24 protein-coding genes and 3 pseudogenes are annotated in these 21384 nt (G+C 59.5%); 14 read left to right on the top strand and 13 right to left on the bottom strand.

The window, feature by feature from the left end; all coding sequences use genetic code 11:
* The first annotated feature begins 84 nt into the window (after positions 1 to 84).
* The 6 genes and pseudogenes from hrpA to AC07W5_RS22795 all read left to right on the top strand — a co-directional run bounded on the left by hrpA (position 85) and on the right by AC07W5_RS22795 (position 7924).
* Entirely contained in the window at positions 85 to 3996 is a 3912-nt protein-coding gene (gene hrpA / locus AC07W5_RS22820; RefSeq protein ID WP_495024380.1) for an ATP-dependent RNA helicase HrpA, read from the top strand.
* Between the two features lie 297 nt (positions 3997 to 4293).
* The gene (locus AC07W5_RS22815) at positions 4294 to 5415 is read left to right on the top strand and encodes a beta-ketoacyl-ACP synthase III (protein ID WP_494994619.1); all 1122 of its coding nucleotides are present in this window, start codon (positions 4294 to 4296) and stop codon (positions 5413 to 5415) included.
* 81 nt (positions 5416 to 5496) lie between these two features.
* A complete protein-coding gene (locus AC07W5_RS22810) occupies positions 5497 to 6111 on the top strand; it encodes an RNA polymerase sigma factor (RefSeq protein WP_494994620.1) in 615 nt (204 codons plus the stop codon).
* Positions 6105 to 6338 carry an anti-sigma factor family protein gene (locus AC07W5_RS22805; RefSeq protein WP_494994621.1) on the top strand — a complete coding sequence of 78 codons (234 nt, stop codon included), beginning with the start codon at positions 6105 to 6107 and terminating at the stop codon, positions 6336 to 6338. The genes AC07W5_RS22810 and AC07W5_RS22805 overlap by 7 nt, the downstream gene beginning before the upstream one ends.
* 20 nt (positions 6339 to 6358) lie before the next feature.
* Positions 6359 to 6577, top strand: a pseudogene (locus tag AC07W5_RS22800) (porin); the annotation flags it as partial.
* A 222-nt stretch (positions 6578 to 6799) separates the two neighbouring features.
* On the top strand, positions 6800 to 7924 hold the full coding sequence (locus AC07W5_RS22795) for a GNAT family N-acetyltransferase (RefSeq protein ID WP_494994622.1): 1125 nt from the start codon (positions 6800 to 6802) through the stop codon (positions 7922 to 7924).
* 18 nt (positions 7925 to 7942) lie between these two features.
* Here the strand turns inward: AC07W5_RS22795 and AC07W5_RS22790 are convergent.
* From AC07W5_RS22790 to AC07W5_RS22770, 5 genes and pseudogenes are all read right to left on the bottom strand, one after another.
* Positions 7943 to 8026 (bottom strand): annotated as a pseudogene (locus tag AC07W5_RS22790) (aquaporin); the annotation flags it as partial.
* 60 nt (positions 8027 to 8086) lie between these two features.
* Positions 8087 to 9919 carry an ABC transporter ATP-binding protein gene (locus tag AC07W5_RS22785; RefSeq protein ID WP_495024379.1) on the bottom strand — a complete coding sequence of 611 codons (1833 nt, stop codon included), beginning with the start codon at positions 9917 to 9919 and terminating at the stop codon, positions 8087 to 8089.
* Between the two features lie 86 nt (positions 9920 to 10005).
* Positions 10006 to 10569, bottom strand: coding sequence for a peptidylprolyl isomerase (locus tag AC07W5_RS22780; RefSeq protein WP_494994624.1), 564 nt, complete (start codon positions 10567 to 10569; stop codon positions 10006 to 10008).
* Positions 10570 to 10572: 3 nt separating this feature from the next.
* Complete coding sequence (locus tag AC07W5_RS22775; protein WP_495024378.1) at positions 10573 to 11376, bottom strand: alpha/beta fold hydrolase; 804 nt, start codon at positions 11374 to 11376, stop codon at positions 10573 to 10575.
* 30 nt (positions 11377 to 11406) lie between these two features.
* Positions 11407 to 12330: a PA3225 family LysR-type transcriptional regulator gene (locus tag AC07W5_RS22770; protein ID WP_494994626.1), complete on the bottom strand. Its 924-nt coding sequence runs from the start codon at positions 12328 to 12330 to the stop codon at positions 11407 to 11409.
* Positions 12331 to 12379: 49 nt separating this feature from the next.
* Between AC07W5_RS22770 and AC07W5_RS22765 the strand changes: the two genes are divergently transcribed.
* The 3 genes from AC07W5_RS22765 to AC07W5_RS22755 all read left to right on the top strand — a co-directional run bounded on the left by AC07W5_RS22765 (position 12380) and on the right by AC07W5_RS22755 (position 14528).
* On the top strand, positions 12380 to 12697 hold the full coding sequence (locus AC07W5_RS22765) for a 3-phosphoglycerate kinase (RefSeq protein ID WP_495011627.1): 318 nt from the start codon (positions 12380 to 12382) through the stop codon (positions 12695 to 12697).
* Positions 12698 to 12847: 150 nt separating this feature from the next.
* Entirely contained in the window at positions 12848 to 13447 is a 600-nt protein-coding gene (locus tag AC07W5_RS22760; protein WP_494994628.1) for an FMN-dependent NADH-azoreductase, read from the top strand.
* A gap of 211 nt (positions 13448 to 13658) precedes the next feature.
* Positions 13659 to 14528: a carboxylate/amino acid/amine transporter gene (locus tag AC07W5_RS22755; protein WP_495011628.1), complete on the top strand. Its 870-nt coding sequence runs from the start codon at positions 13659 to 13661 to the stop codon at positions 14526 to 14528.
* A 50-nt stretch (positions 14529 to 14578) separates the two neighbouring features.
* Here the strand turns inward: AC07W5_RS22755 and AC07W5_RS22750 are convergent.
* Positions 14579 to 14722 (bottom strand): annotated as a pseudogene (locus tag AC07W5_RS22750) (mechanosensitive ion channel family protein); the annotation flags it as partial.
* A 20-nt stretch (positions 14723 to 14742) separates the two neighbouring features.
* Between AC07W5_RS22750 and AC07W5_RS22745 the strand changes: the two are divergent.
* Positions 14743 to 15093, top strand: a complete 351-nt coding sequence (locus AC07W5_RS22745) for a sensor histidine kinase (protein WP_495011629.1) — start codon at positions 14743 to 14745, stop codon at positions 15091 to 15093.
* A gap of 47 nt (positions 15094 to 15140) precedes the next feature.
* Complete coding sequence (locus AC07W5_RS22740) at positions 15141 to 15533, top strand: YkvA family protein (RefSeq protein ID WP_495024377.1); 393 nt, start codon at positions 15141 to 15143, stop codon at positions 15531 to 15533.
* Between the two features lie 150 nt (positions 15534 to 15683).
* On the opposite strand, the gene merR is transcribed toward AC07W5_RS22740, so the two are convergent.
* On the bottom strand, positions 15684 to 16082 hold the full coding sequence (gene merR / locus AC07W5_RS22735; RefSeq protein WP_494994630.1) for a mercury resistance transcriptional regulator MerR: 399 nt from the start codon (positions 16080 to 16082) through the stop codon (positions 15684 to 15686).
* A 77-nt stretch (positions 16083 to 16159) separates the two neighbouring features.
* Here merR and AC07W5_RS22730 point away from each other — a divergent pair, with 77 nt between their 5' ends.
* From AC07W5_RS22730 to AC07W5_RS22720, 3 genes are read left to right on the top strand one after another with little or no spacing between them, the layout of a single operon-like run.
* Entirely contained in the window at positions 16160 to 16504 is a 345-nt protein-coding gene (locus AC07W5_RS22730; RefSeq protein WP_495024376.1) for a mercuric transporter MerT family protein, read from the top strand.
* Positions 16505 to 16513: 9 nt separating this feature from the next.
* Positions 16514 to 16789, top strand: coding sequence for a mercury resistance system periplasmic binding protein MerP (gene merP / locus AC07W5_RS22725; RefSeq protein ID WP_495024375.1), 276 nt, complete (start codon positions 16514 to 16516; stop codon positions 16787 to 16789).
* Positions 16790 to 16796: 7 nt separating this feature from the next.
* The gene (locus tag AC07W5_RS22720; RefSeq protein WP_495011632.1) at positions 16797 to 17018 is read left to right on the top strand and encodes a GDCCVxC domain-containing (seleno)protein; all 222 of its coding nucleotides are present in this window, start codon (positions 16797 to 16799) and stop codon (positions 17016 to 17018) included.
* Positions 17019 to 17391: 373 nt separating this feature from the next.
* On the opposite strand, the gene AC07W5_RS22715 is transcribed toward AC07W5_RS22720, so the two are convergent.
* From AC07W5_RS22715 to AC07W5_RS22690, 6 genes are all read right to left on the bottom strand, one after another.
* A complete protein-coding gene (locus AC07W5_RS22715) occupies positions 17392 to 17853 on the bottom strand; it encodes a DoxX family protein (RefSeq protein WP_494994634.1) in 462 nt (153 codons plus the stop codon).
* On the bottom strand, positions 17850 to 18653 hold the full coding sequence (locus tag AC07W5_RS22710; protein WP_495024374.1) for an HvfC/BufC family peptide modification chaperone: 804 nt from the start codon (positions 18651 to 18653) through the stop codon (positions 17850 to 17852). The genes AC07W5_RS22715 and AC07W5_RS22710 overlap by 4 nt, the downstream gene beginning before the upstream one ends.
* Positions 18637 to 19527, bottom strand: coding sequence for an MNIO family bufferin maturase (bufB, locus tag AC07W5_RS22705; protein WP_495024373.1), 891 nt, complete (start codon positions 19525 to 19527; stop codon positions 18637 to 18639). Before bufB ends, AC07W5_RS22710 begins: the two co-directional genes overlap by 17 nt.
* A gap of 18 nt (positions 19528 to 19545) precedes the next feature.
* Positions 19546 to 19866 carry a BufA1 family periplasmic bufferin-type metallophore gene (gene bufA1 / locus AC07W5_RS22700; RefSeq protein ID WP_494994637.1) on the bottom strand — a complete coding sequence of 107 codons (321 nt, stop codon included), beginning with the start codon at positions 19864 to 19866 and terminating at the stop codon, positions 19546 to 19548.
* A gap of 120 nt (positions 19867 to 19986) precedes the next feature.
* The gene (locus tag AC07W5_RS22695) at positions 19987 to 20646 is read right to left on the bottom strand and encodes an NrsF family protein (RefSeq protein WP_495024372.1); all 660 of its coding nucleotides are present in this window, start codon (positions 20644 to 20646) and stop codon (positions 19987 to 19989) included.
* A gap of 1 nt (position 20647) precedes the next feature.
* Complete coding sequence (locus tag AC07W5_RS22690) at positions 20648 to 21205, bottom strand: sigma-70 family RNA polymerase sigma factor (RefSeq protein ID WP_495011636.1); 558 nt, start codon at positions 21203 to 21205, stop codon at positions 20648 to 20650.
* Positions 21206 to 21384: the final 179 nt, after the last annotated feature.

The following is a 21384-nucleotide window of genomic DNA, read 5'->3' as shown; positions in this document are numbered from 1 at the left end:
CGTGGGAACGATCAGGCACCCGCAATCCACAACAAATCTGCGACAATCGGCCCCCTGCACCACTAGACGACTTTTGCGTACCTGATGACTGACGAATTGCCCGCTATCGACCAACTGCTGAAAAACCTCGATCACGCCATGCTTGCCGACCGTCACCGGCTGCGGCGGCAGTTGCTTGAGCTGCGCAAAAAACCTGACGAGGACAAGCTGGCCCAGTGGGTCGCGCGTATGCAGGGGTCCTGTGAGCGGGTCGTGGCGCGGCGTGCCAGCCTGCCGCTGATTCGTTATGACGACAGCCTGCCGATTGCCGCCAAGCGCGACGAAATCAAAGAGGCGCTGCTCAAGCACCAGGTGCTGATCATTGCCGGCGAAACCGGCTCGGGTAAAACCACCCAGTTGCCGAAAATCTGCCTGGAAATCGGGCGCGGTCAGTACGGCCTGATCGGCCATACCCAGCCACGCCGTATCGCCGCTCGTAGCGTCGCCAGCCGGGTTGCTGAAGAGCTGGCGACACCGCTGGGTGCGCTGGTCGGTTATCAGGTGCGATTCGAAGATCAGAGCGATTCGAACACCCTGATCAAACTGATGACCGACGGCATTCTGTTGGCCGAAACCCAGAACGACCGTTACCTCGAGCGCTACGACACGATCATCGTCGACGAAGCCCACGAACGCAGCCTGAACATCGACTTCCTGCTCGGTTACCTGAAAACCCTGCTGCCGCGTCGCCCGGACCTGAAAGTCATCATCACCTCGGCGACCATCGACCTGGAGCGTTTCTCCAAACACTTCAATGACGCGCCGATTGTCGAAGTCTCCGGCCGAACCTTCCCGGTGGACACTTGGTATCGCCCGCTAACGCTGGAGCAGGACGAAGAGGGTAACCGCGTCGAAGACGACTTGACGGTGGATCAGGCGATCCTCGCGAGCCTCGACGAAATCGCCGCGTATGAACGCAGCGAGCGCCGCAGCCCTGGCGATGTGTTGGTGTTCTTGCCCGGCGAGCGGGAAATTCGCGACGCCGCCGACATGCTGCGCAAGGCCCAGCTCAAACACACCGAAATCCTGCCGCTGTACGCACGGCTGTCACCAGCCGAGCAGCAGCGAATTTTCCAGTCTCACCCGGGGCGTCGTGTGGTGCTGGCGACCAACGTTGCGGAGACCTCGCTGACGGTGCCGGGCATCCGCTACGTGATCGACAGTGGCACCGCGCGAATCAGCCGCTACAGCTACCGCGCCAAGGTGCAACGTCTGCCGATCGAAGCCATCTCCCAGGCCAGCGCCAACCAGCGTAAAGGTCGTTGCGGACGGGTCGAGCCGGGCATTTGCATCCGTTTGTACGCTGAAGAAGACTTTATCGGACGGCCGGAATTTACCGATCCGGAAATCCTGCGCACCAACCTGGCGGCCGTGATCCTGCAGATGCTGCATCTGCGCTTGGGCGAGATCACCGACTTCCCGTTTATCGAACCGCCGGATGGCAAGGCCATCAGCGACGGTTTCAACCTGCTGCAAGAGCTGTCGGCGGTCGATCGCGAAAGCCAGTTGACACCGCTGGGTCGGCAACTGGCGCGCCTGCCGGTGGACCCGCGCATGGGCCGTATGCTACTGGAAGCCGCCAAGTTGGGCAGTTTGCAGGAAGTCTTGATCGTCGCCAGTGCCATGTCGATCCAGGACCCGCGCGAGCGCCCACCGGAGCGTCAACAAGCCGCCGATCAGGCCCACGCGCAGTGGAAAGACGTGGACTCGGACTTCGCCGGTCTGGTCAATCTGTGGCGTGGCTTTGAAGAGCAGCGCCTGGCCCTGACGGCCAGTCCGCTGCGCAATTGGTGCCGCAAGAACTTCCTCAATTACCTGCGTCTGCGCGAATGGCGCGATTCCCATCGGCAGCTGAGTCTGATCTGCCGCGACATGCAGCTGAGCCTGAATAAAGAACCGGCGGATTACCCGAAACTGCACAAAGCCGTGCTGTCCGGTTTGCTCAGCCAGATCGGTCAGAAGACCGAAGACGGCGATTACCTCGGTGCCCGCCAACGACGCTTCTGGATTCACCCTTCATCGGGGCTTGGGAAAAAGCGCCCGCAATGGCTGATGACCGCCGAACTGGTGGAAACCACCAAGCTTTACGCGCGGATGGTGGCGAAGATCGAACCTGACTGGATCGAGCCGCTGGCCGGGCACTTGATCAAGAAGAACCACTTCGAACCCCATTGGGAGAAGAAGCGCGGGCAGGTTGTCGCCTTCGAACAAATCACCTTGTTCGGGCTGATTGTGGTTGGCCGGCGGCCGGTGCATTACGGGCCGATCGAGCCGGTGCTGTCCCGTGAGCTGTTTATTCGTGAAGGCCTGGTACGCGGGGAAATCCAGTCCCGAGCCAGGTGCCTGACCGCCAACACGCAACTGCTCGAGCAACTCGACGAACTGGAGGCCAAGGCGCGCCGCCGCGACATCCTGGCTGACGAAGAAACCCTGTTCGCGTTCTACGATGCGCGGCTGCCAGCCGATATCCACCAGACTGCGACGTTCGACAGCTGGTATCGCATCCACAGCCAGAAAGACCCGCAGTTGCTGGTCATGCGCGAAGAAGACGTGTTGGCCCGCGAGGCCAGCGAAGTGACCGCTGCGCATTATCCGGACACCTTGCATTTGGGTGATCTGGCGTTGGCCTTGAGCTACCACTTCGAGCCCAACCATCCACGTGACGGCGTGACCTTGCGGGTGCCGGCGCCATTGCTGCCGGCACTGCCCTCCGAGCGCCTGGAATGGCTGGTGCCGGGAGTGATCGAAGCCAAGTGCATCGCACTGGTGCGCAACTTGCCCAAGGCGCTGCGCAAGAATTTTGTGCCAGTACCGGACTTCGTCAAAGCCGCGTTACAGCGCATCACCTTTGCCGACGGCTCACTGCCTCACGCGTTGGGACGTGAATTGCTGCGCATGACCGGTGCGCGGGTCAGCGACGAAGCCTGGGCCGAATCGGCTCAGCAGGTTGAAGGCCATCTGCGGATGAACCTGGAGATTGTCGACGGTCAGGGCAAGTTCCTTGGCGAAGGTCGTGACCTGGCCGAGTTGACCGCGCGTTTCGCCGAGGCCAGCCAGGCCGCACTGGCTGTGCCGCAAACAGCGAAAAGCCAGCAGCCGGTGGAGGCCAGGGTCTTCGCCGCGGTGGCCGAAAAAACCCAACAGAAGATCGCCGGGTTGTCGATGACGGTTTATCCGGCGCTGGTGGAAGAGGGCGGTACGGTCAAGGAAGGACGATTCTCCACCGCCGCCGAGGCCGAGTTCCAGCATCGCCGGGCTTTGCAGCGCTTGTTGATGCAGCAACTGGCCGAGCCGGCGAAATTCCTGCGCGGAAAATTACCGGGAATGACCGAGCTGGGTTTGTTGTACCGCGAGCTGGGGCGTATCGAAAGCCTGGTGGAAGACATCCTGTTGGCCAGCCTCGATAGCTGCATTCTCGACGGCGAAGCCAACCTGCCGCGCGATGGCGCCGGGCTGGCTGCGTTGGCGGAACGCAAGCGTGGCGCCTGGACCGAGCACGCCGAGCGGTTGGCGAAACTGACGCTGGAGACGCTCAAGCTCTGGCACGGTCTGCAAAAGCGCTTCAAAGGCAAGATCGACCTGGCGCAGGCGGTGGCCCTCAATGACATCAAGCAACAATTGAGTCAGCTGGTGTATCAGGGTTTTGTCCGCGAAACGCCGGCTGTTTGGCTTAAGGAACTGCCACGTTTCCTCAAGGCCATCGAGTTGCGCCTTGAGAAACTGCCAAGCCAGGTGCAAAAGGATCGGGTCTGGAGTACCGAACTGGCCGGGTTGTGGACGCAATACCAGGCGCGGGCCAACAAACACGCCCAGGAAGGCAAGCGCGATCCGCAGCTGGAGCTGTATCGCTGGTGGTTGGAGGAGTACCGGGTTTCGTTGTTTGCCCAACAATTGGGGACCAGGGTACCAATCTCCGACAAGCGTTTAAGCAAGCAGTGGAGCCAGGTCGATCTGTAGGAGCACGGCTTGCCGGCGATGGCGGTCTCAAGGGCGCCATCGCCGGCAAGCCGTGCTCCTACAGGCATACCGCTGAGTTTGTGGCAGGCGTTTCATCCTGCAAAAAGGGGCCAAATGCCTGCGGTTATGGCAAACTTCGCAGTCATAAACGCCGGCCCCGCAGATTTGAGCCTTCGCAGCCTGGGCCGATTGGAATAAAGCGACGCAAGGTTTCATCCCCTCTGACGGGATCAGACCCTTTACGTGTTGGTACGTCAGTACCAATGCTTTCTGCCTGAACAGATTAGAGATATGAGCATGCATAACGTCGTCATCAGCGGCACCGGCCTGTACACCCCGGCCAACAGCATCTCCAACGAAGAGCTGGTGCAGTCTTTCAATGCCTATGTACAGCAGTTCAATGTCGATAACGCCGCTGCCATCGAGCGCGGCGAAGTTCAGGCGCTGACCGAATCCAGTGCTGCCTTCATTGAAAAGGCTTCGGGGATCAAAAGCCGCTTCGTCATGGATAAGGAAGGCATCCTTGACCCGCAGCGCATGACGCCGCGTCTGCCTGAGCGTTCCAACGACGAATGGTCGGTGCTATGCCAAATGGCCGTCGGTGCCGCCGAGCAAGCCTTGCAGCGCGCCGGCAAGACCGCCGCCGATATCGACGGCGTTATCGTTGCTTGCTCGAACCTGCAACGGGCCTACCCGGCCATCGCCATCGAAGTCCAGGAGGCGCTGGGTATTCAAGGGTTCGGCTTTGACATGAACGTGGCCTGCTCCTCGGCGACCTTTGGCATCCAGGCCGCCGCTAACAGTGTCCAGCTCGGCCAGGCCCGAGCGATTCTGATGGTCAACCCGGAAGTCTGCACCGGCCACTTGAACTTCCGCGACCGCGACAGCCACTTCATTTTTGGCGACGCCGCGACGGCAGTGATCATCGAGCGTGCCGATCTGGCAACGTCACCGTACCAGTTCGACGTTGTCGGCACCAAACTGCTGACCAGGTTTTCCAACAACATCCGCAATAACTTCGGCTTCCTCAACCGCGCAGCCGAAGAGGGCGTCGGTGCTCCAGACAAGCTGTTCGTGCAGGAAGGTCGCAAGGTTTTCCGTGACGTCTGCCCGATGGTGGCAGAGCTGATCGCCACCCACCTGGAAGAGAACACGCTCAGCGTCAGCGACGTGAAGCGTTTCTGGTTGCACCAGGCCAACCTCAGCATGAACCACCTGATCGTCAAGAAACTGCTGGGCCGTGAAGCCTCGGTCGAAGAAGCCCCGGTAATTCTCGACACCTACGCCAATACCAGCTCGGCAGGGTCGGTGATTGCATTCCACAAGAATCAGGACGATTTGCCGAGCGGCTCGCTGGCGGTGCTCAGCTCGTTTGGCGCGGGTTACTCGATTGGTAGCGTGATTCTGCGTAAGCGTTGATTTGTGTGAGGCGGGGGCAAGCCCCCCTCGCCACAAAAGCTCGCTTCCTACGGGAGTCATGGTTTATGGCACGAGGCATGAATGGCCGCAGCTGACGACACGCAACTGCTCGAACGCTTGCTGGTGGGTGAGCAGCGGGCTTACAAGGAATTGGTCAACACTTACCAGAGCGCCATGCGCGCTGTGGCCTATGCCATTGTCGGCAACCGCCATGCCGACGAAGTGGTGCAGGACGCCTGGCTGTCGGTCGTGCGTAACCTGGCCGGGTTTCAGGGGCGTTCGAGCCTCAAGACCTGGCTGCTGACCATCACCGCCAACTCTGCAAAAAGCCGTTACAAACAAAACCGTCGGGAAGTCCTGCTGGATGATTTACCGTCGCCCCACGGCACGATTGGGGATGAGCGGTTTTCCCCAGATGACGGTCACTGGCTAGTGGCTCCGTTCGCTTGGCACGAGGACACGCCCGATGCCCTGCTCACCGAAAATGAGCTGCGCGAGTGCCTGGAACATACCTTGCTGAGCCTCTCTGAACTGCAAAGCAGTGTGTTGCTGCTGCGCGAGCGCCAAGGCCTGGAGTTGGAGGAGATCTGTAATCTTCTGGAGATTTCGCTCTCCAATGTTCGTGTGCTGCTGCATCGGGCACGGCTGAAAGTCTTCGCTACGGTGGAGCATTTTGAGGAAACCGGCGAATGTTGACCTGTAAGGAACAAGTGGCGCGTTCCAGTGATTACCTTGATGGCCAGTTGAGCTTTCGTGAGCGTTTGATGGTGCGCCATCATTTGATGTTTTGCCCCAACTGCCGGCGCTTTATTCGTCAGATGCGCTTGATGCAGGCCACCTTGCGCGTGATGCCTGAACCTCCCGTCCCCGATGTTGACGACTTGGCCAAACGCCTGGCCGAAGAACGCAAAAGCAACCAATAGCCATTGCCGCAGTCGGCTACGAGGATGGCGATACAGCCGACGCCGCTTTCTTGCGTCGTGCTTTTCTGGAATTGGGCGGCACCGCCTACAAGGATTGGAAATACCAGATCAACTACGACTTCTCCCATAACTCGGGAACTGCGAACGACGGTTACTTCGACGAAGCGTCGATTTCCTGCGTCGGCTTCAAGCCGGTCACCTTCCGCGCCGGCCGTTTCGACGAAGACTTCGGTCTGGAAACTGACAAAGTCACCAACAACGACGGTGATGACAGCGGCGATGCACTTGTAGCTCGTGTGCAGTACGTGTTCCAAGCAAGGCTTAAAACCGAAACCGGCTCTTTCTCATCCGTTAAAGCTCCTTTCGTTTTGACCTCTCCTCGACAGGGTATTTTTATTTCGGCCGCAGCGGAGATGGGCGATACTCGGCGCGTCTGTGAGTCATGATCGTCGGGGAATGTGATGCCGTTACAACGTTTGGAGAGTCTGTCCGCAATCGCCTCTCAAGAATGGGATGCGCTGGTGCCCGACGGTCAGCCGTTCTTGCGACATGCCTTCCTCAGTGCACTGGAAGACAGTGGCAGCCTTGGTCCGCACTCCGGTTGGCAACCCGAGCATTTACTGCATGTTGAGGGCGGTCGATTACTTGCTGCACTGCCCAGTTACCGAAAATGGCACTCTTACGGCGAATACGTGTTCGACCATGGGTGGGCCGATGCCTGTGAGCGCGCCGGGATCGAGTATTACCCAAAGCTTTTGACTGCCGTGCCGTTCAGTCCGGTGAGCGGGCCGCGTCTGTTGGCCGCCAATGCACAGGATGGCTTCGAGTTGCTGAAAAGCCTGCCGGGGTATCTGGAAATCGAAGGGCTCTCCAGTGCTCATATAAATTTCACCGACCCGTTCACCGATGCCGCGCTGGCCGAGCAGCCGGGTTGGCTGCAACGTGTCGGCTGTCAGTACCACTGGCAAAACCGTGGTTACCGGGATTTCCAGGACTTTCTCGACGCCTTGAGTTCGCGCAAACGCAAGCAGATGCGCAAGGAGCGCGAGCAGGTCGCAGGGCAGGGCATTGAGTTTGAATGGCTCGAAGGACGGCAACTTGATCAAACGCAGTGGGACTTCGTTTATGCCTGCTATGCCAATACCTACGCAATACGCCGGCAGGCGCCGTACCTGACTCGGGAATTTTTCAGTCTGCTGGCCGAACGCATGCCCGAAGCCATTCGCGTGGTGCTGGCCAAACAAGGTTCACGGCCAGTGGCTATGGCGTTCAGTCTGGTGGGTGGCGACAGTTTTTACGGTCGCTATTGGGGCTGCCTGGCGGAGTTCGACCGCCTGCATTTCGAGACGTGCTTTTATCAAGGCATGGATTACGCGATTGCCAACGGTTTTCAACGGTTCGATGCCGGAGCTCAGGGGGAGCACAAGTTGATTCGTGGTTTCGAACCGGTGATCACCCATTCCTGGCACTACCTGAGGCATCCGGGTTTGAAGGCGGCGGTGAAGGACTTCCTGCAACAGGAGCGACTCGGCGTGCTGGCGTATGCCGAGGAAGCGAGAACCGCTTTGCCGTATAGGCAAGACTGATCCTCGCTGATCCCTGGATCAGCGGTCTTCCTTGCCCAACCAGCGCCAGGTCACGCCGTCAATGACCGCACCGAGGATCGGCGCCAGCCAGAACATCCACAGTTACTGAATCGTTCATCGCGAACAAGCCCGCTCCCACAGGGTCAGCGTCAATCACGCAGCTCAATCGATACCGACAAACCCACCGGTCTGGTGCTGCCACAACCGCGCATACAAACCGCCGTGGGCGAGCAGTTCGCTGTGGCTGCCGGTTTCGGCGATCCGGCCTTTTTCCAGCACCACCAAACGGTCCATTCGGGCAATGGTGGAGAGCCGGTGGGCGATGGCGATCACGGTTTTACCTTCCATCAGGGTTTCCAGGCTTTCCTGAATGGCCGCTTCGACTTCAGAGTCCAGCGCCGAGGTGGCTTCGTCCATGATCAGTATCGGCGCGTCCTTGAGCAGCACCCGGGCAATGGCGATCCGTTGGCGTTGACCACCGGAGAGTTTCACGCCGCGCTCACCGACGTGGGCGTCGAAACCGGTACGGCCCTGGGCATCGGAAAGATGTGGGATGAACTCGTCGGCGCGGGCCTTGCGCACTGCTTCCCAGAGTTCTTCATCGGTGGCGTCGGGTTTGCCATAGAGCAGGTTGTCGCGGATCGAGCGGTGCAGCAGCGAGGTGTCCTGGGTGATCATGCCGATTCGCTCACGCAGGCTTTCCTGGGCCACTTCGGCGATGTTCTGGCCATCGATCAGAATTCGTCCGCCTTGCAGGTCGTAAAGACGCAGCAGCAGGTTGACCAGGGTCGATTTGCCCGCGCCAGAGGGGCCGATCAAGCCGATTTTTTCGCCGGGTTTGATCGTCAGGTTGAGGTCGCTGATGATTCCGCTTTTCTTGCCGTAGTGGAAATCGACGTGATCGAAACGGACTTCGCCGCGTGCCACTTCCAGGCGCGGGGCCTGTTCGCGGTCGGTCACGCTGACGGGCTGGGCGATGGTTTGCAGGCCGTCCTGGACCATGCCGATGTTTTCGAAGATGCCATTGACCACCCACATGATCCATCCGGACATGTTGACGATGCGGATCACCAGGCCGGTGGCCAGCGCGATGGCGCCGACCGAGATCAGCGACTGGGTCCACAACCACAGGGCCAGGCCCGTGGTGCAGACGATCAACAGGCCGTTCATGCCGGTGATGACCACGTCCATGCTGGTGACGACGCGACCGGCCAGCTGGGACTTTTCCGTTTGCTCTTCGATGGCTTCGCGGGCGTACTGTTGTTCGTAGTGGGTGTGGGCGAACAATTTGAGCGTGGTGATATTGGTGTAACCGTCGACGATCCGTCCCATCAGCTTCGAGCGAGCGTCGGAGGACACCACCGAGCGCTGTTTGACCCGCGGCACGAAATAGCACAGCGCGCCGATGTAGCAGGCGATCCAGCTCAGCAACGGGATCATCAGGCGCCAGTCGGCCTCGGCGAACAGCACCAGCGAACTGATGGCGTAGATCAGCACGTGCCACAATGCGTCCACCGCTTGCACGGCTGAGTCGCGCAGGGAGTTGCCGGTCTGCATGATCCGCTGGGCGATGCGCCCGGCGAAATCGTTCTGAAAGAAGTTGAGGCTTTGTTTGAGCACGTAACTGTGGTTCTGCCAGCGAATCATGCTGGTCATGCCGGGGCTGAGGGTCTGGTGCACCAGCAGGTCGTGCAGACCGACGAAGAACGGACGCAGGATGAGGGCGACCACCGCCATCCAGATCAGCTCGATGCCGTGAATCTTGAAGAAGTCGGTATTCGGCGTGCCTTGGGCCAGATCGATGATCCGGCTCAGGTAACTGAACAGCGCGACTTCGATCAGCGCACCGAACAGGCCGACGATGAGCAGGGCGGCAAAACTTGGCCAGACCTGACGCAGGTAATAAACGTAAAAGGGTAGAACCGTGTTCGGCGGAGCCGCTGTCGGAGCGTCGCGGAAAATATCGATCAGTTGTTCAAAACGACGATAGAGCATTGGTTCTAACGCCCGCGAGGCGGGCTCTCCTTTCTAAAATGTGAACGGCACTTCAAAAGAACTGCCGCTCAAGACTCCTGTGTAGCTTAGTCGATGCGCTTGGCCGACTTTATCAACACGGGGTCGGCTGGCACATTCTGCATGCCGTTTTTGGTGGTGGTCTGGGAGTTGACGATGATGTCCACCACGTCCATGCCTTTGACCACTTTGGCGAATACTGCGTAACCGGCATCACGGCCCGGGTCGAGGAAGGCGTTGTCGGCCACGTTGATGAAGAATTGGCTGGTGGCCGAATCCGGGTTCGAGGTGCGAGCCATCGACAGGGTGCCGCGTACGTTATGCAAGCCGTTGCTGGCTTCGTTCTTGATCGGCGCCTTGGTGTCTTTTTGCTGCATCTGCGCGGTGAAACCGCCGCCCTGGGCCATGAAGCCCGGAATCACGCGGTGGAAAATGGTGTTGTTGTAGAAGCCGCTATCGACGTACTCAAGGAAATTTTTGGTACTGATCGGAGCCTTGACCGGGTCCAATTCGATTTCGATCTGGCCATTGGTGGTCTCCAGCAAAACGTGCGGCGCCGTGGCTGGTGTGGCGGCCATCAGGTTAGCGGCAAACAGAGCGGAGCCGGCGAGGAGGGCGATTTTCTTTAGCATGGGTCAGTGATCCTGGGTGGTGGTGTCAACTGCGGTTAGAAACTCGAGCAGGGTTTGGTTGAAGCGTTCTGGTTGATCCAGTGGGGTCGCGTGGCGGGAATCGGCGATCACCACCAGCCGCGCATTGGGCAACAGTTTTACATAGGCCTCTTTCAGCGCGACCGGCGTGTAGTCACGGTCGGCGCTGACGATCAGGGTTGGACAGATAATACGGGAAAGTCGTTCCTGCACGCCCCAGCCGATGATTGCATCGAAGCTGGCGAGATAAGCACGTTTGTCGTTTTTTGCCCAGCGCTGGGCTATTTTTCTACGCAGCCCGGCTTGTTCCGGTTTGGGGAAAAGCTTCGCGCCCAGCGCCGTGCCGATGGCGCTCATGCTCACGACGCGCATCAGGCTCCAGCGCTTGAACCACTGCCAATATTCATCCGGCGTCTGCAGTTTTACCTGGGGTGCGCTGTTGACGATGCACAGGCTCTTGAGCAACTGCGGCTGGTCCACCGCCAGCTGAAAGCCAATCATGCCGCCCATGGACAGCCCGACCACATGGGCGGGGCCCAGGTTCAAGTGCTCGATCAGGGCGATCAGGTCAGCGCTGAAGCCGGCAATGCTGTAGCGCTCGAGGGGCTTGTCGGAGCGACCATGGCCACGAGCATCCGGGACGATCACCCGGTAGCGAGCCGCCAGCGCGGGGATCTGATCCTCCCAATCCAAGGCGCTTGAGCCCAGCCCGTGTAGCAGTAGCACGGGTTCGCCGTGACCATATTCTTCGTAGTGCAGGGTGCAACCTTCATGTTCGAAATAGGCCATGGCGGAACTCCTGTTCGGGCTTACCGGGTTTCAGGCTTGCTGTGGGGCGGCGAAGGGCGCATCCAGCGGCGCCGTGTCAAAGGTGCGCAGCAGTTCGATGAGAATCTGCGTGGCCGGGCCCAGTGGTTTGTCCTTGTTTGAATACAGATAGAACGTGGGGTGACGACTGCCGCCCTGATCCAACGGTAGCAGCTTGAGCAGGCCTTCCTTGAGTTCACGTTCAATCAGGTGCCGTGGCAACCAGGCGAACCCCAGGCCGCTGCCGACGAAGGTCGCGGCGGTGGCCAGGCTGCCGACGGTCCAGCGCTGTTCGGCGCCGAGCCAGCCGACGTCCCGCGGTTGCTGGCGGCCAGAATCGCGGATCACCACTTGCAACTGGCTTTCCAGGTCCTGGAAATTCAACTCGCGGTTCAGCCGATGCAGTGGGTGTTCCGGGTGAGCCACGGCGACGAATTCCACTGCACTCATTTCTGTGCCCAGGTAACCGGGAATGCTGAAGCCACTGATGGCCAGGTCGGCGACGCCTTCGAGCAGCACCTCTTCGACCCCGGACAGCACTTCTTCGCGCAAGCGCACGCGACAGCCACGGCTTTGCGGCATGAACGCCGTCAGAGCGCGCACCAAACGGGCATTCGGGTAAGCGGCATCGACCACCAGCCGCACTTCAGCTTCCCAGCCTTGCTCCATATGGTGCGCCAGGTCCTCAAGCTGGCTGGCTTGTTTGACCAGTTGCCGGGAACGGCGCAACAACACGCCACCGGCTTCGGTCAGCACGGCTTTGCGGCCGTCGATACGCAAGAGGGGTACGCCGAGCTGGTCCTGCATGCGCGCCACGGTATAGCTGACGGAGGATTGTGAGCGGTGCAGCGCTTCGGCTGCCTGGGCAAAGCCACCGTGGTCGACCACGGCCTGCAGTGTCCGCCATTGATCAAGGGTAACGCGGGGCGCTTTCAAGATGAGCTCCTCTTGTCCTAAGCTGGCTGTCCATATTGGAGACTGCCGAATGAGAAAAATCTGTTGCGTGTTGCTGGCGATGCTGCCGCTCAGTGCGTTTGCCTACCCCATCGATGTCGAGAAGCAGCTCAATGGTTTGAGCGTTGACTACACCACTTACGCAACCGACTACGACATGGGTGCCATCACCCTGAACAACTACGGCACGGTGCCGGTGGAATGCTCGGTGGTGTTTCGCAATGGTCCGGAGTCACCGCGCACACGACGGGTCATTGTGGAGGCCGGTAAACGCAGTGATGTCTCGGCCAGGTTCAACCGCAAGATCATCAAGCTGCGGATTGCACTCAGCTGTACGCCGCCCAAGTGAGGCAGCACGGAGCAGGTCTGCCGGGCATGCTCCGCTTATAAACGAATTTATAGATGGGTTATAGCAGTTATTTGCGCTTTTTCATCGATACGACTCTGTTTAATCTCCACTCCATCGACTTACAGCATTCACCGATGGAGGCTACAACCCATGTCCCGCGTACTGATCATCGAAAGCAGCGCTCGCCAGCAAGATTCGGTTTCACGCCAACTGACCCAAACCTTCATCAGCCAGTGGAAAACCGCTCACCCTGCTGACCAGATCACCATCCGTGATCTGGCGATCAACCCGGTTCCGCACCTGGATGCCAACCTGTTGGGCGGCTGGATGAAACCTGCCGAACAGCGCAACGAGATCGAACACGCCTCCCTTGAGCGCTCCAACCAATTGACCGATGAGCTGCTGGCCGCCGACGTGTTGGTGATGGCCGCGCCTATGTACAACTTCGCCATCCCGAGCACGCTGAAAGCCTGGCTGGACCATGTGCTGCGTGCCGGCGTGACCTTCAAATACACCGAAACCGGCCCGCAAGGCCTGCTCACTGGCAAGCGTGCCTATGTGCTGACCGCTCGTGGCGGCATCTATGCCGGGAGCGCCGCCGATCACCAGGAACCCTACCTGCGTCAGGTCATGGCATTCATCGGGATCCACGACGTCGAGTTCATTCACGCCGAAGGCATGAACCTGGGGGGAGACTTCCACGAAAAAGGTCTGAACCAGGCTAACGCCAGGCTCGCCCAGGTCGCCTGAGGTGTTAATCACCGGATAATCGCCTGATGGTTTAGTAGCGCCATTGTGCACTCCCTTCAAGCCGGTTCGCGCATCGAACCTCCCTTTGCACTTGTTGCCCCTGAGTGCTCCTGCCCGATCGACGCCAACGCGAGATCGGGTTTTTTTTGTCTGTGATTTCACTGCCAGTCGCAAAACCGCTATCGTCGCCGCCATTCGAGACGAGGCGCGTATGGGCTATCTACTTTTTGTCACGCTGATTCAGGCGTTTTCCTTCAGTTTGATCGGCGAATACCTGGCCGGCCATGTCGACAGTTACTTTGCGGTGCTGGTGCGCGTGCTGCTGGCCGGGCTGGTGTTCATTCCCTTGACCCGCTGGCGGCAGGTTGAACCGGCCTTCATGCGCGGGATGCTGTTGATCGGCGCGTTGCAGTTTGGGGTGACCTATGTCTGCCTGTACCTGAGCTTCCGCGTGTTGACGGTGCCGGAGGTGTTGCTGTTCACCATTCTTACACCGCTGCACGTGACGCTGATCGAAGATGCGCTGAATCGCCGCTTCAATCTCTGGGCACTGGTGGCGGCATTGGTCGCGGTGCTCGGCGCGGCGGTGATCCGCTATGACCGGATCAATCCGGACTTCTTTATGGGCTTCTTGTTGCTGCAACTGGCTAATTTCACCTACGCCGCAGGGCAGGTGCTTTATAAGCATCTGGTAGCACGTTACCCGAGCGATCTGCCGCATTACCGGCGCTTTGGCTATTTCTATCTGGGAGCACTGGCAGTGGCGTTGCCGGCGTTTGTGCTGTTCGGCAAGGCGAATTTCCTGCCCGAGGCGCCGTTGCAATGGGGCGTGCTGGTGTTCCTTGGCCTGGTGAGTACGGCATTGGGCCTGTACTGGTGGAACAAGGGCGCGTGCCTGGTCAATGGCGGGACGCTGGCGGTGATGAACAACCTGCATGTGCCGGTGGGGCTGTTGATCAACCTGCTGATATGGAATCAGCACGAAACGTTGGGGCGGTTATTCTTTGGTGGGCTGGTGATTCTGGGGGCGGTGTGGATTAGCCGATTCGGTGCGAGGCGTGCCGCAGGTTGCCCTTCGTAGAAGCGGGCAAGCCGTGCTCCTGCAAGGGCAGTGTTATTACATCGAACGCTTTTCAGATTCGGGGATGTAGCCCGCCCCAACACCACCGGTAACAACCCGGCGCGCAAATCGTTGCCGCTCGGTTGCTGATACACGCTCAAACCAAATTCCGGCAAAACCGCCAACGGGTAATCGAAGATATCACCCTGATGACGTGATGGTCACGGCGATACCTGTGCTGGTCACTATTGCGGTCAGCAATTTGCTACGTAATGCTTGTCAGCACACAGAGCAAGGCATCATCACCATTTACTTGAACTCATCTCAAATTGTTGTGGAGGACAGCGGTACGGGGTTACCCGATGCAGTACAAGCCCGCCTCTTTGATCGGTTTGTTCGCGGTGACGATGATTTCACGGGCGGTTCGGGCTTGGGCCTATCGTCAAACGTGTTGCAGATCACCTTGGATGGGGAGTTCGACATGAACCCGACCCGAATGGCGGCAGCCGTTTCACCTTGCAGCTTCCCGATGTTGTGTAGTTTTCCGGCAACCGCAAAATTGACACACCGCACGCATACAGATTGATCCGTCAGAAAAGGACCTGCACTCCCCACCATAAGCAAGAGTACTGAATGAAAGGCATCCTTGAACACCTACGCCGTTGGGCTAAAAACCTCAAGCGTCAAACCATGGTTCTCTGGTTTTGTTATCAGCATCCACAAACCCCATGGCTGCCCAAGTGGATTTCAGTTTTTGTGGTGGCTTACGCACTGAGTCCAATCGATCTCATTCCCGATTTCATTCCTGTACTCGGCTATCTGGACGACGTAATCATTCTGCCGCTCGGCATTCTGCTCGCTATCCGATTGATGCCGCCGCTTGTGCTTGAGGCGTGTCAGCTAAAGGCTAGCGAGTGGGAGGAACGTCACGTGAAGCGCCCGGTGAGTAAAGTGGCGGCGGTGCTCATCGTTTTAGTTTGGCTGGCAGCCCTGGCGGGCGTTTGGTTAGCCTACAAACACTATTAAGTAGCAGAGTTTTTCATTGCTTTTCGGGTGTTTTTGGTAGAACGAGACAGGCGCATCCTTCACTCTTCTCTGGGAGGAGGGCGCTTGTTGATAACTGTGTGCTTTGCGCATCAAGCAGGTAAGCCCACTTGCTGCGGTTTGTTGAACTTCTTACTCCCGTTCCAACATGTCGATGATTGGGCAGGCCACCCCGTCGTTGCCAACATCACACTGCTGAACCAGTCCTCCCAACGCCTGCCGCATGGCGGCGAGGTCGGACATCTTCTGATTGATCAAGGTCAGCTTGCGGACAGCCAAGGCTCGTGTCTCGGCACATGCATGCACAGCATCGAGTCGAAGCAATCCGCTGACTTCTGCCAGCGTGAAACCGAGGGCTTGCGCCCGCTTGATGAAGCGCACGCGCTTTACCGTGTCGGGTGGGTAACGCCGATGACCGCGAAGCGGCTTTGGGGGCTCTTCCAGCAGACCGCGCCGCTGGTAATAGCGGATCGTCTCGATGTTCACGTCAGCAGCCTCCGCCAGCTTGCCGATGGTCAGTTCGGTCACCATTGCATTCTCCTTGACTCCGTACCTGAGTACGGGATCTAGAATGATACATGGGCAATCGGATTTAAGGCGTGAACAGGATGCAACTCACTGGGAAAGGCTCGTTGATCGCGGGCGTACTGGCTGCTATTGGCGCGTCGGTGTGCTGTGTCGGCCCCCTCATATTGCTAGCACTCGGCATCGGCGGAGCATGGGTAGGAAACCTGACGGCCATGGAGCCATACCGGCCCCTGTTTATCGGGTTGACGCTGCTGTTCCTTGGTCTGGCCTTGCGCAAGCTCTATGTGGTGCCACAAGTCTGCGCACCGGGTACGCCCTGCGCCGACGCTCGAACCATCAAGCGGCAGCGGCTCACGTTCTGGATCGTCGCCATATTGCTGCTCGGTCTACTCGCCGTACCGTCACTGGCCCCACTGTTCTACTAGGAGTCCCTCATGCGCAAACTACTCATGGCCATGCTGACCGCCATCCCCTTCGCGGTGCTGGCTGCAACTCCCCAGACGGTCACGCTCGATGTACAGAACATGACGTGTGAGCTGTGTCCGATCACGGTCAAAAAGTCGCTGGAAAAAGTTCCCGGAGTGAGCTCGGTCAAGGTCGATTTCGACAAGAAGACAGCCATCGTCACCTACGACGCTGACCAGTCCCGGCCCGAAGCACTGACCGGGGCAACCACAAACGCTGGTTATCCTTCGACCGTCCATAAGTGAGGTTTTAATGAACACCGTCGTTCTTGAGTCCGTGCTGACCTGCCCGCAATGCGGTTTTGCCAAGCTGGAAACCATGCCTACCAACGCTTGCCAGTTTTTCTACGAATGCGGCAATTGTAAGGCGCTGTTGCGCCCTAATGCGGGCGACTGCTGTGTGTTCTGTTCGTTCGGCTCGGTGAAGTGTCCGCCGATCCAGCAGCAGCGTGAATGCTGCACGCCAGTGCACTGACCACATAGCCCTCATGCCGAAGTTTTACCTGAACACCGGCGTAGATGCATAAAAAGCGACGCCCGTCTTGGCGGTATACCTGATAGCCAAGCACTCACCGCGATCAATTGGACATTGTTTTCTGTGTCTTACCGTGGCGTACCAACATGATGCTTTCGTTGCGGCCGGGGTCGCTCCGACACCTTTTTATGAAGATCAGACCTCGGCACGGAAGGGGGATCGTCCGGCTTAAAGGCTTTACGCGAAGGCGACACTCTGGTCGTGTGGAGGCTTGATTGCTTCGCACGCAACCTCCGTCACCTGATCAATCAAACAGAGCAATCCATAACTATCACCGGGTACGCGCAGTTCTCCACTGGTGACAATGCTGCAATCAGGCGTCGCCTAGCAGGTGCTTGCGAATTAACCCGTCCAGCGAGAGTCGGCCGGGGCCGCGCGCCAGCAGTACCAGCAGCATGGCGACCCACTGGATATGGGTTGGCCACGCCAGTGGAAAGACGAATACCTCGATGACCGTGGTCATGCCAAGCAGGACGGCAGCCGTGGGCCGGGTGAGCAGACCGAGGATCAACAGCACCGGTGACGTGAGTTCGATCGATACCGTGATATACGCCGCCACTTCCGGCGGTAGAAGCGGCAACTGGTACTCGTCGGTGAACAACGCAACGGCCGTGTCCCAGCTGGCGAGCTTGGTCATGCCCGAGTTCCAGAACACCGTAGCCACCGCTAGTCGCAACGCAATGGCAAGGAACCAATAGGGAATGCGCTCGAGCCAGTGCAAGGCCCGCACGTAAAACGTGAGGGCTAGCCCGCGCGGCGCAGCCGGGTGGTTCATGGCAACTCCGTTAGCGATTGAATCGGCCCAGACTGCGAAGCCTGGCTGAACCCGGCAAAGCAGCCTTGTGCCAGGAGACTGGCCAGTGCAGCAGTGGCATCGATGCCGGGATGATCATCGAGGGCAAGGCCCAGCATGCATCCCGAACACAGCGCACGGCTAAAGCGCCAGACCATCCCGTCGACGCGGTCAACCCGAACGCCAGAGCCCCCCCTCTGAACCATCAGGTAGGTCGGACAGCCCGACAGGTCGATCGCCGTCAACGCTGCCTCATCATCCATGAGTACCGCATGCCAGATGGTGTCAGCAGGGTAGCCGGTTCGAATCATGCTGACGGATGGGTGAGGCACAAAGCTGAGCCAAGCGTATTGCGTAGCCTCGACTGCACGCAGCGACGCAATTGTCAGCGCCGGTGCATCGGCTGCGTGAAGGGCGCAGCTGACGGCCCATTCGAGTTGTGCCACATCGGACAGGTAAGGCACCGAAGCGCACGGCGCAAACCGTCCGAGAAAGGCCGAAAAATCGCCGCCGAACTCATCGAGGTAGCTGCTGCGGGGCGGCCGCTGCGTGATGTACTCGCGTGCCGCCGCGTCGAAAAACTCAGTGCCCACCAGCCGGTCGACAGCCGGGTAAGACAGGCGAAGCGCGCGTATCAGGGTTTGCGCGAAGGTGTTCCGGTAGACCGACAGACGCTCCTGCGCAGCGATCCCGTTGGCAACGACGTGTGCCACGGCATCGACGTTGTCACAATCGACGATGCTGCGCCGCACCGCATCCTGCAACTCACGCAAGGACGGCATGATCGTTCCTTGGCGCTGAATGCGCGAGGTAGCACTCGGCGTGTGTGGCCTCTTCGATCAACACGTCCAGCGGAGGGATATGGGTGTCCCACTCGATTAAAGTCGGAACCGGGCCGAAGCGGGCCAGCGCTTCTTCATAGAGCGCCCAGACGGCAGGTGCGACACGCGAGCCATGGTCGTCGATGCGCAGCATGGCGCCGGAATCGAGCGCTACGACTGAGTGGCCCGCCAGATGTATCTCGCCGATCGCGGCCGGTGGTAGTGCCCGCAGGTAGGCCGACGCATCCCAGCCATGGTTCTGCGCGCTCACATAGATGTTGTTGACGTCGCACAGAATCCCGCAGCCCGTACGTGCGGCGACGGTCGACAGAAACTCCCATTCCGGAATCGTCGAATGACTGAACTGCAGGTAGGTTGAAGGGTTCTCGAGCAGAATTTGCCGACCCAGCCGCGTCTGCGCCTGCTCGACGTGCTGACAGACGACGTCGAGCGCCTCTTCCGTCATCGGTAGTGGCAGGAGATCGGCGAGATACGTCTGTCCGACTACGCTCCACGACAGGTGTTCCGAGATCAGGCCGGGTTCGATGCGCTCGCTTGCACGGCGCAGGCGCTCGAGATGGATGGGGTCGAGTCCGTCCGCGCTACCCAGTGACAGGCCGATCCCGTGAAACGAGACCGGATAGTCGCGCCGCAGCGTTTCCAGATAGTGTAGCGGCGTGCCGCCCCCCATGTAGTTTTCTGCGTGCACTTCCAGCCAGCCGACCGGTGGATGCGTATCGACGAAGATCTGATGATGCGGGAAGCGCAGCCCGACCCCCGCTGAAGGCGGGATCGGGCCGGACGTCGCGCACCGGCCGGATTGAGACAGACTCATGGCCGCGCTCTCCGTCGATCAGGTGGATTTCATTGCCCCGCCCGCGATCTTGCCGCACACCCCGGCGGGCAATAGCACGAACGATTTCGTGTCGCGCGCCTGGCTGGCCTGGCCGGCGCAGGAATGGGTGCCTTCGGCACAGTCGTTTTTTGCGACGGCATTGATCCCGTAGCATTTTTCGAGGTGATTTTTCTGCATTTTCATCATGTTTTCTTTCACCATCGGTGGCGCATTCGACATGTCTTTCATCTCCTGCGCGCCGGCCGGTAAACCCTGCATGGCGAGCGCCAGCCCCATCGCGGCAGACAACGTGGTGGCGGCGTAAAGTCGACGGTTCATAGCTCAGGATCCTGACGTGAGCGGCCTCGATGCGAGACCGGTATCGAATACTTCGTCAGCGGCGGCAAAAGGTTACAGGTCGACCGCGAAGGACGCATCGCCTGCCGCGAGACAGCCCGATCAGCGAAGGGCGCACACCGTCCGTTCTGGCACCAGATAGCGCCGGAACAGTGAAAGCAAGGTCATGAATAGCAGTACGCTGCCAAATTGCCAGACGATCACCATCAACGCGGCGTCTTCCGGATGGAAAAGCCGCAATGCCACGTTGGCGAGCGCCGCAGACGCCAGGCTGCCCCACCACACCGCACAGGGGGCGGGCAGGCGTGCACCACGCCGGATCGCAAGCACGATCGCCAGTGCCGGGACAGCACCGGTCATCGCGATGGCCGGCAGGCACATGAGGTCGGAATGAAACGCCATCCCGCTCAACCCCAGGCGCATCCATTCGTCCCAGCACTGATGGCCCAGGGTCGCGATCCATAGGGTCAGCGGAGCCATGGGAGTCCACAGCTTCCAGCCCGGCTCACCCGGCACACAGGTGACGAGCGCGGCCCAGCCAGCTATTAACGCCGTGGCCAGCGACGCCAGTTCCTGTGTCAGGAAAACCGGCTCGGCGAACTTCACCCCGATATCCGGACGCATCCCCATTGCGCCGACCATAAGCGCCATGACTGGCACCGACACGGCAAGCCACCCGATCAAACGCCAGGCGGGGGGCAGCAGGCGTCGAACCGGCTTCAGATCCGCCGCGAGCACATCAATGAGTTCATCGGTTTTCATGTCACTTAATCAGCAGCAGGTCGTGAAGTCTTTTCAACGCCCGATGAGTGGCCACCTTGAGCGCTGCAATGCTCATCCCGGTCGCTGCCGACGCCTCCTTGAGCGACATTTCCCGCTGCTTGAGCAGTTCGATCGCCTGCCGCTGGCCTTGAGGAAGCGAGGCGATAGCCTTTCCCAGCGTTTCCGTGTCCACCGGGGGTTCGTAAGTATCATTCGTCGGCTCGATCGCAAAGGTTACGTCGAGCGCGTCAACCACGAGTTCTTTGCGGTCTGTCCGCGAGCGGCGCCTCACGCCGTCCACGAGGCGCCGCCGCAGGATCGCCGTCAGCCACGGCATGAAAGGGCGAGTCGGATCATAGGTATGGCGGATCAAATGAAGCGTCAGCAGCGTGTCCTGGACTACGTCCTCAATATCGGCGGGTCTGCCCATCGGCCATCCCTGGCGGGCCAGCCGACGCAGGATTGGGGTAACCTCGCGCAGTAGTCGCGTGTATTTTGCCTGATCGCCAAGCTGGGCCGCAGCCATCAACGACGCCAGATGTGAATCGTCTTGATGCATCGCACGGGTTGTCCTCAAGGATGTCTCAAGAGTCAGTCGTGCTCGACTATCGGAGTGAGCAGCCATGGCCTCGACAAGGCCTGGCCCAAAGCCGTTGGCCAAAGCGAACGACTTGAAACCCCTGGAGAGGAGACAGTACAACTGTAGCTCAAGGCCCTTGGACAGTTACTCGAAAATCG

Source organism: Pseudomonas sp. GW821-FHT01E05 (assembly GCF_059422425.1).
The sequence above is the reverse complement of the archived record's forward strand: the minus strand, read 5'-3'. Positions and strand labels throughout refer to the sequence as shown.

Bases quoted from the DNA above. Each gene is read 5' to 3' on its own strand.
- hrpA (WP_495024380.1), top strand. From the start codon at position 85: ATGACTGACGAATTGCCCGCTATCGACCAACTGCTGAAAAACCTCGAT.
- AC07W5_RS22815 (WP_494994619.1), top strand. From the start codon at position 4,294: ATGCATAACGTCGTCATCAGCGGCACCGGCCTGTACACCCCGGCCAAC.
- AC07W5_RS22810 (WP_494994620.1), top strand. From the start codon at position 5,497: ATGGCCGCAGCTGACGACACGCAACTGCTCGAACGCTTGCTGGTGGGT.
- AC07W5_RS22805 (WP_494994621.1), top strand. From the start codon at position 6,105: ATGTTGACCTGTAAGGAACAAGTGGCGCGTTCCAGTGATTACCTTGAT.
- AC07W5_RS22795 (WP_494994622.1), top strand. From the start codon at position 6,800: ATGCCGTTACAACGTTTGGAGAGTCTGTCCGCAATCGCCTCTCAAGAA.
- AC07W5_RS22785 (WP_495024379.1), bottom strand. From the start codon at position 9,919: ATGCTCTATCGTCGTTTTGAACAACTGATCGATATTTTCCGCGACGCT.
- AC07W5_RS22780 (WP_494994624.1), bottom strand. From the start codon at position 10,569: ATGCTAAAGAAAATCGCCCTCCTCGCCGGCTCCGCTCTGTTTGCCGCT.
- AC07W5_RS22775 (WP_495024378.1), bottom strand. From the start codon at position 11,376: ATGGCCTATTTCGAACATGAAGGTTGCACCCTGCACTACGAAGAATAT.
- AC07W5_RS22765 (WP_495011627.1), top strand. From the start codon at position 12,380: ATGAGAAAAATCTGTTGCGTGTTGCTGGCGATGCTGCCGCTCAGTGCG.
- AC07W5_RS22760 (WP_494994628.1), top strand. From the start codon at position 12,848: ATGTCCCGCGTACTGATCATCGAAAGCAGCGCTCGCCAGCAAGATTCG.
- AC07W5_RS22755 (WP_495011628.1), top strand. From the start codon at position 13,659: ATGGGCTATCTACTTTTTGTCACGCTGATTCAGGCGTTTTCCTTCAGT.
- AC07W5_RS22740 (WP_495024377.1), top strand. From the start codon at position 15,141: ATGAAAGGCATCCTTGAACACCTACGCCGTTGGGCTAAAAACCTCAAG.
- merR (WP_494994630.1), bottom strand. From the start codon at position 16,082: ATGGTGACCGAACTGACCATCGGCAAGCTGGCGGAGGCTGCTGACGTG.
- AC07W5_RS22730 (WP_495024376.1), top strand. From the start codon at position 16,160: ATGCAACTCACTGGGAAAGGCTCGTTGATCGCGGGCGTACTGGCTGCT.
- merP (WP_495024375.1), top strand. From the start codon at position 16,514: ATGCGCAAACTACTCATGGCCATGCTGACCGCCATCCCCTTCGCGGTG.
- AC07W5_RS22720 (WP_495011632.1), top strand. From the start codon at position 16,797: ATGAACACCGTCGTTCTTGAGTCCGTGCTGACCTGCCCGCAATGCGGT.
- AC07W5_RS22715 (WP_494994634.1), bottom strand. From the start codon at position 17,853: ATGAACCACCCGGCTGCGCCGCGCGGGCTAGCCCTCACGTTTTACGTG.
- AC07W5_RS22710 (WP_495024374.1), bottom strand. From the start codon at position 18,653: ATGCCGTCCTTGCGTGAGTTGCAGGATGCGGTGCGGCGCAGCATCGTC.
- bufB (WP_495024373.1), bottom strand. From the start codon at position 19,527: ATGAGTCTGTCTCAATCCGGCCGGTGCGCGACGTCCGGCCCGATCCCG.
- bufA1 (WP_494994637.1), bottom strand. From the start codon at position 19,866: ATGAACCGTCGACTTTACGCCGCCACCACGTTGTCTGCCGCGATGGGG.
- AC07W5_RS22695 (WP_495024372.1), bottom strand. From the start codon at position 20,646: ATGAAAACCGATGAACTCATTGATGTGCTCGCGGCGGATCTGAAGCCG.
- AC07W5_RS22690 (WP_495011636.1), bottom strand. From the start codon at position 21,205: ATGCATCAAGACGATTCACATCTGGCGTCGTTGATGGCTGCGGCCCAG.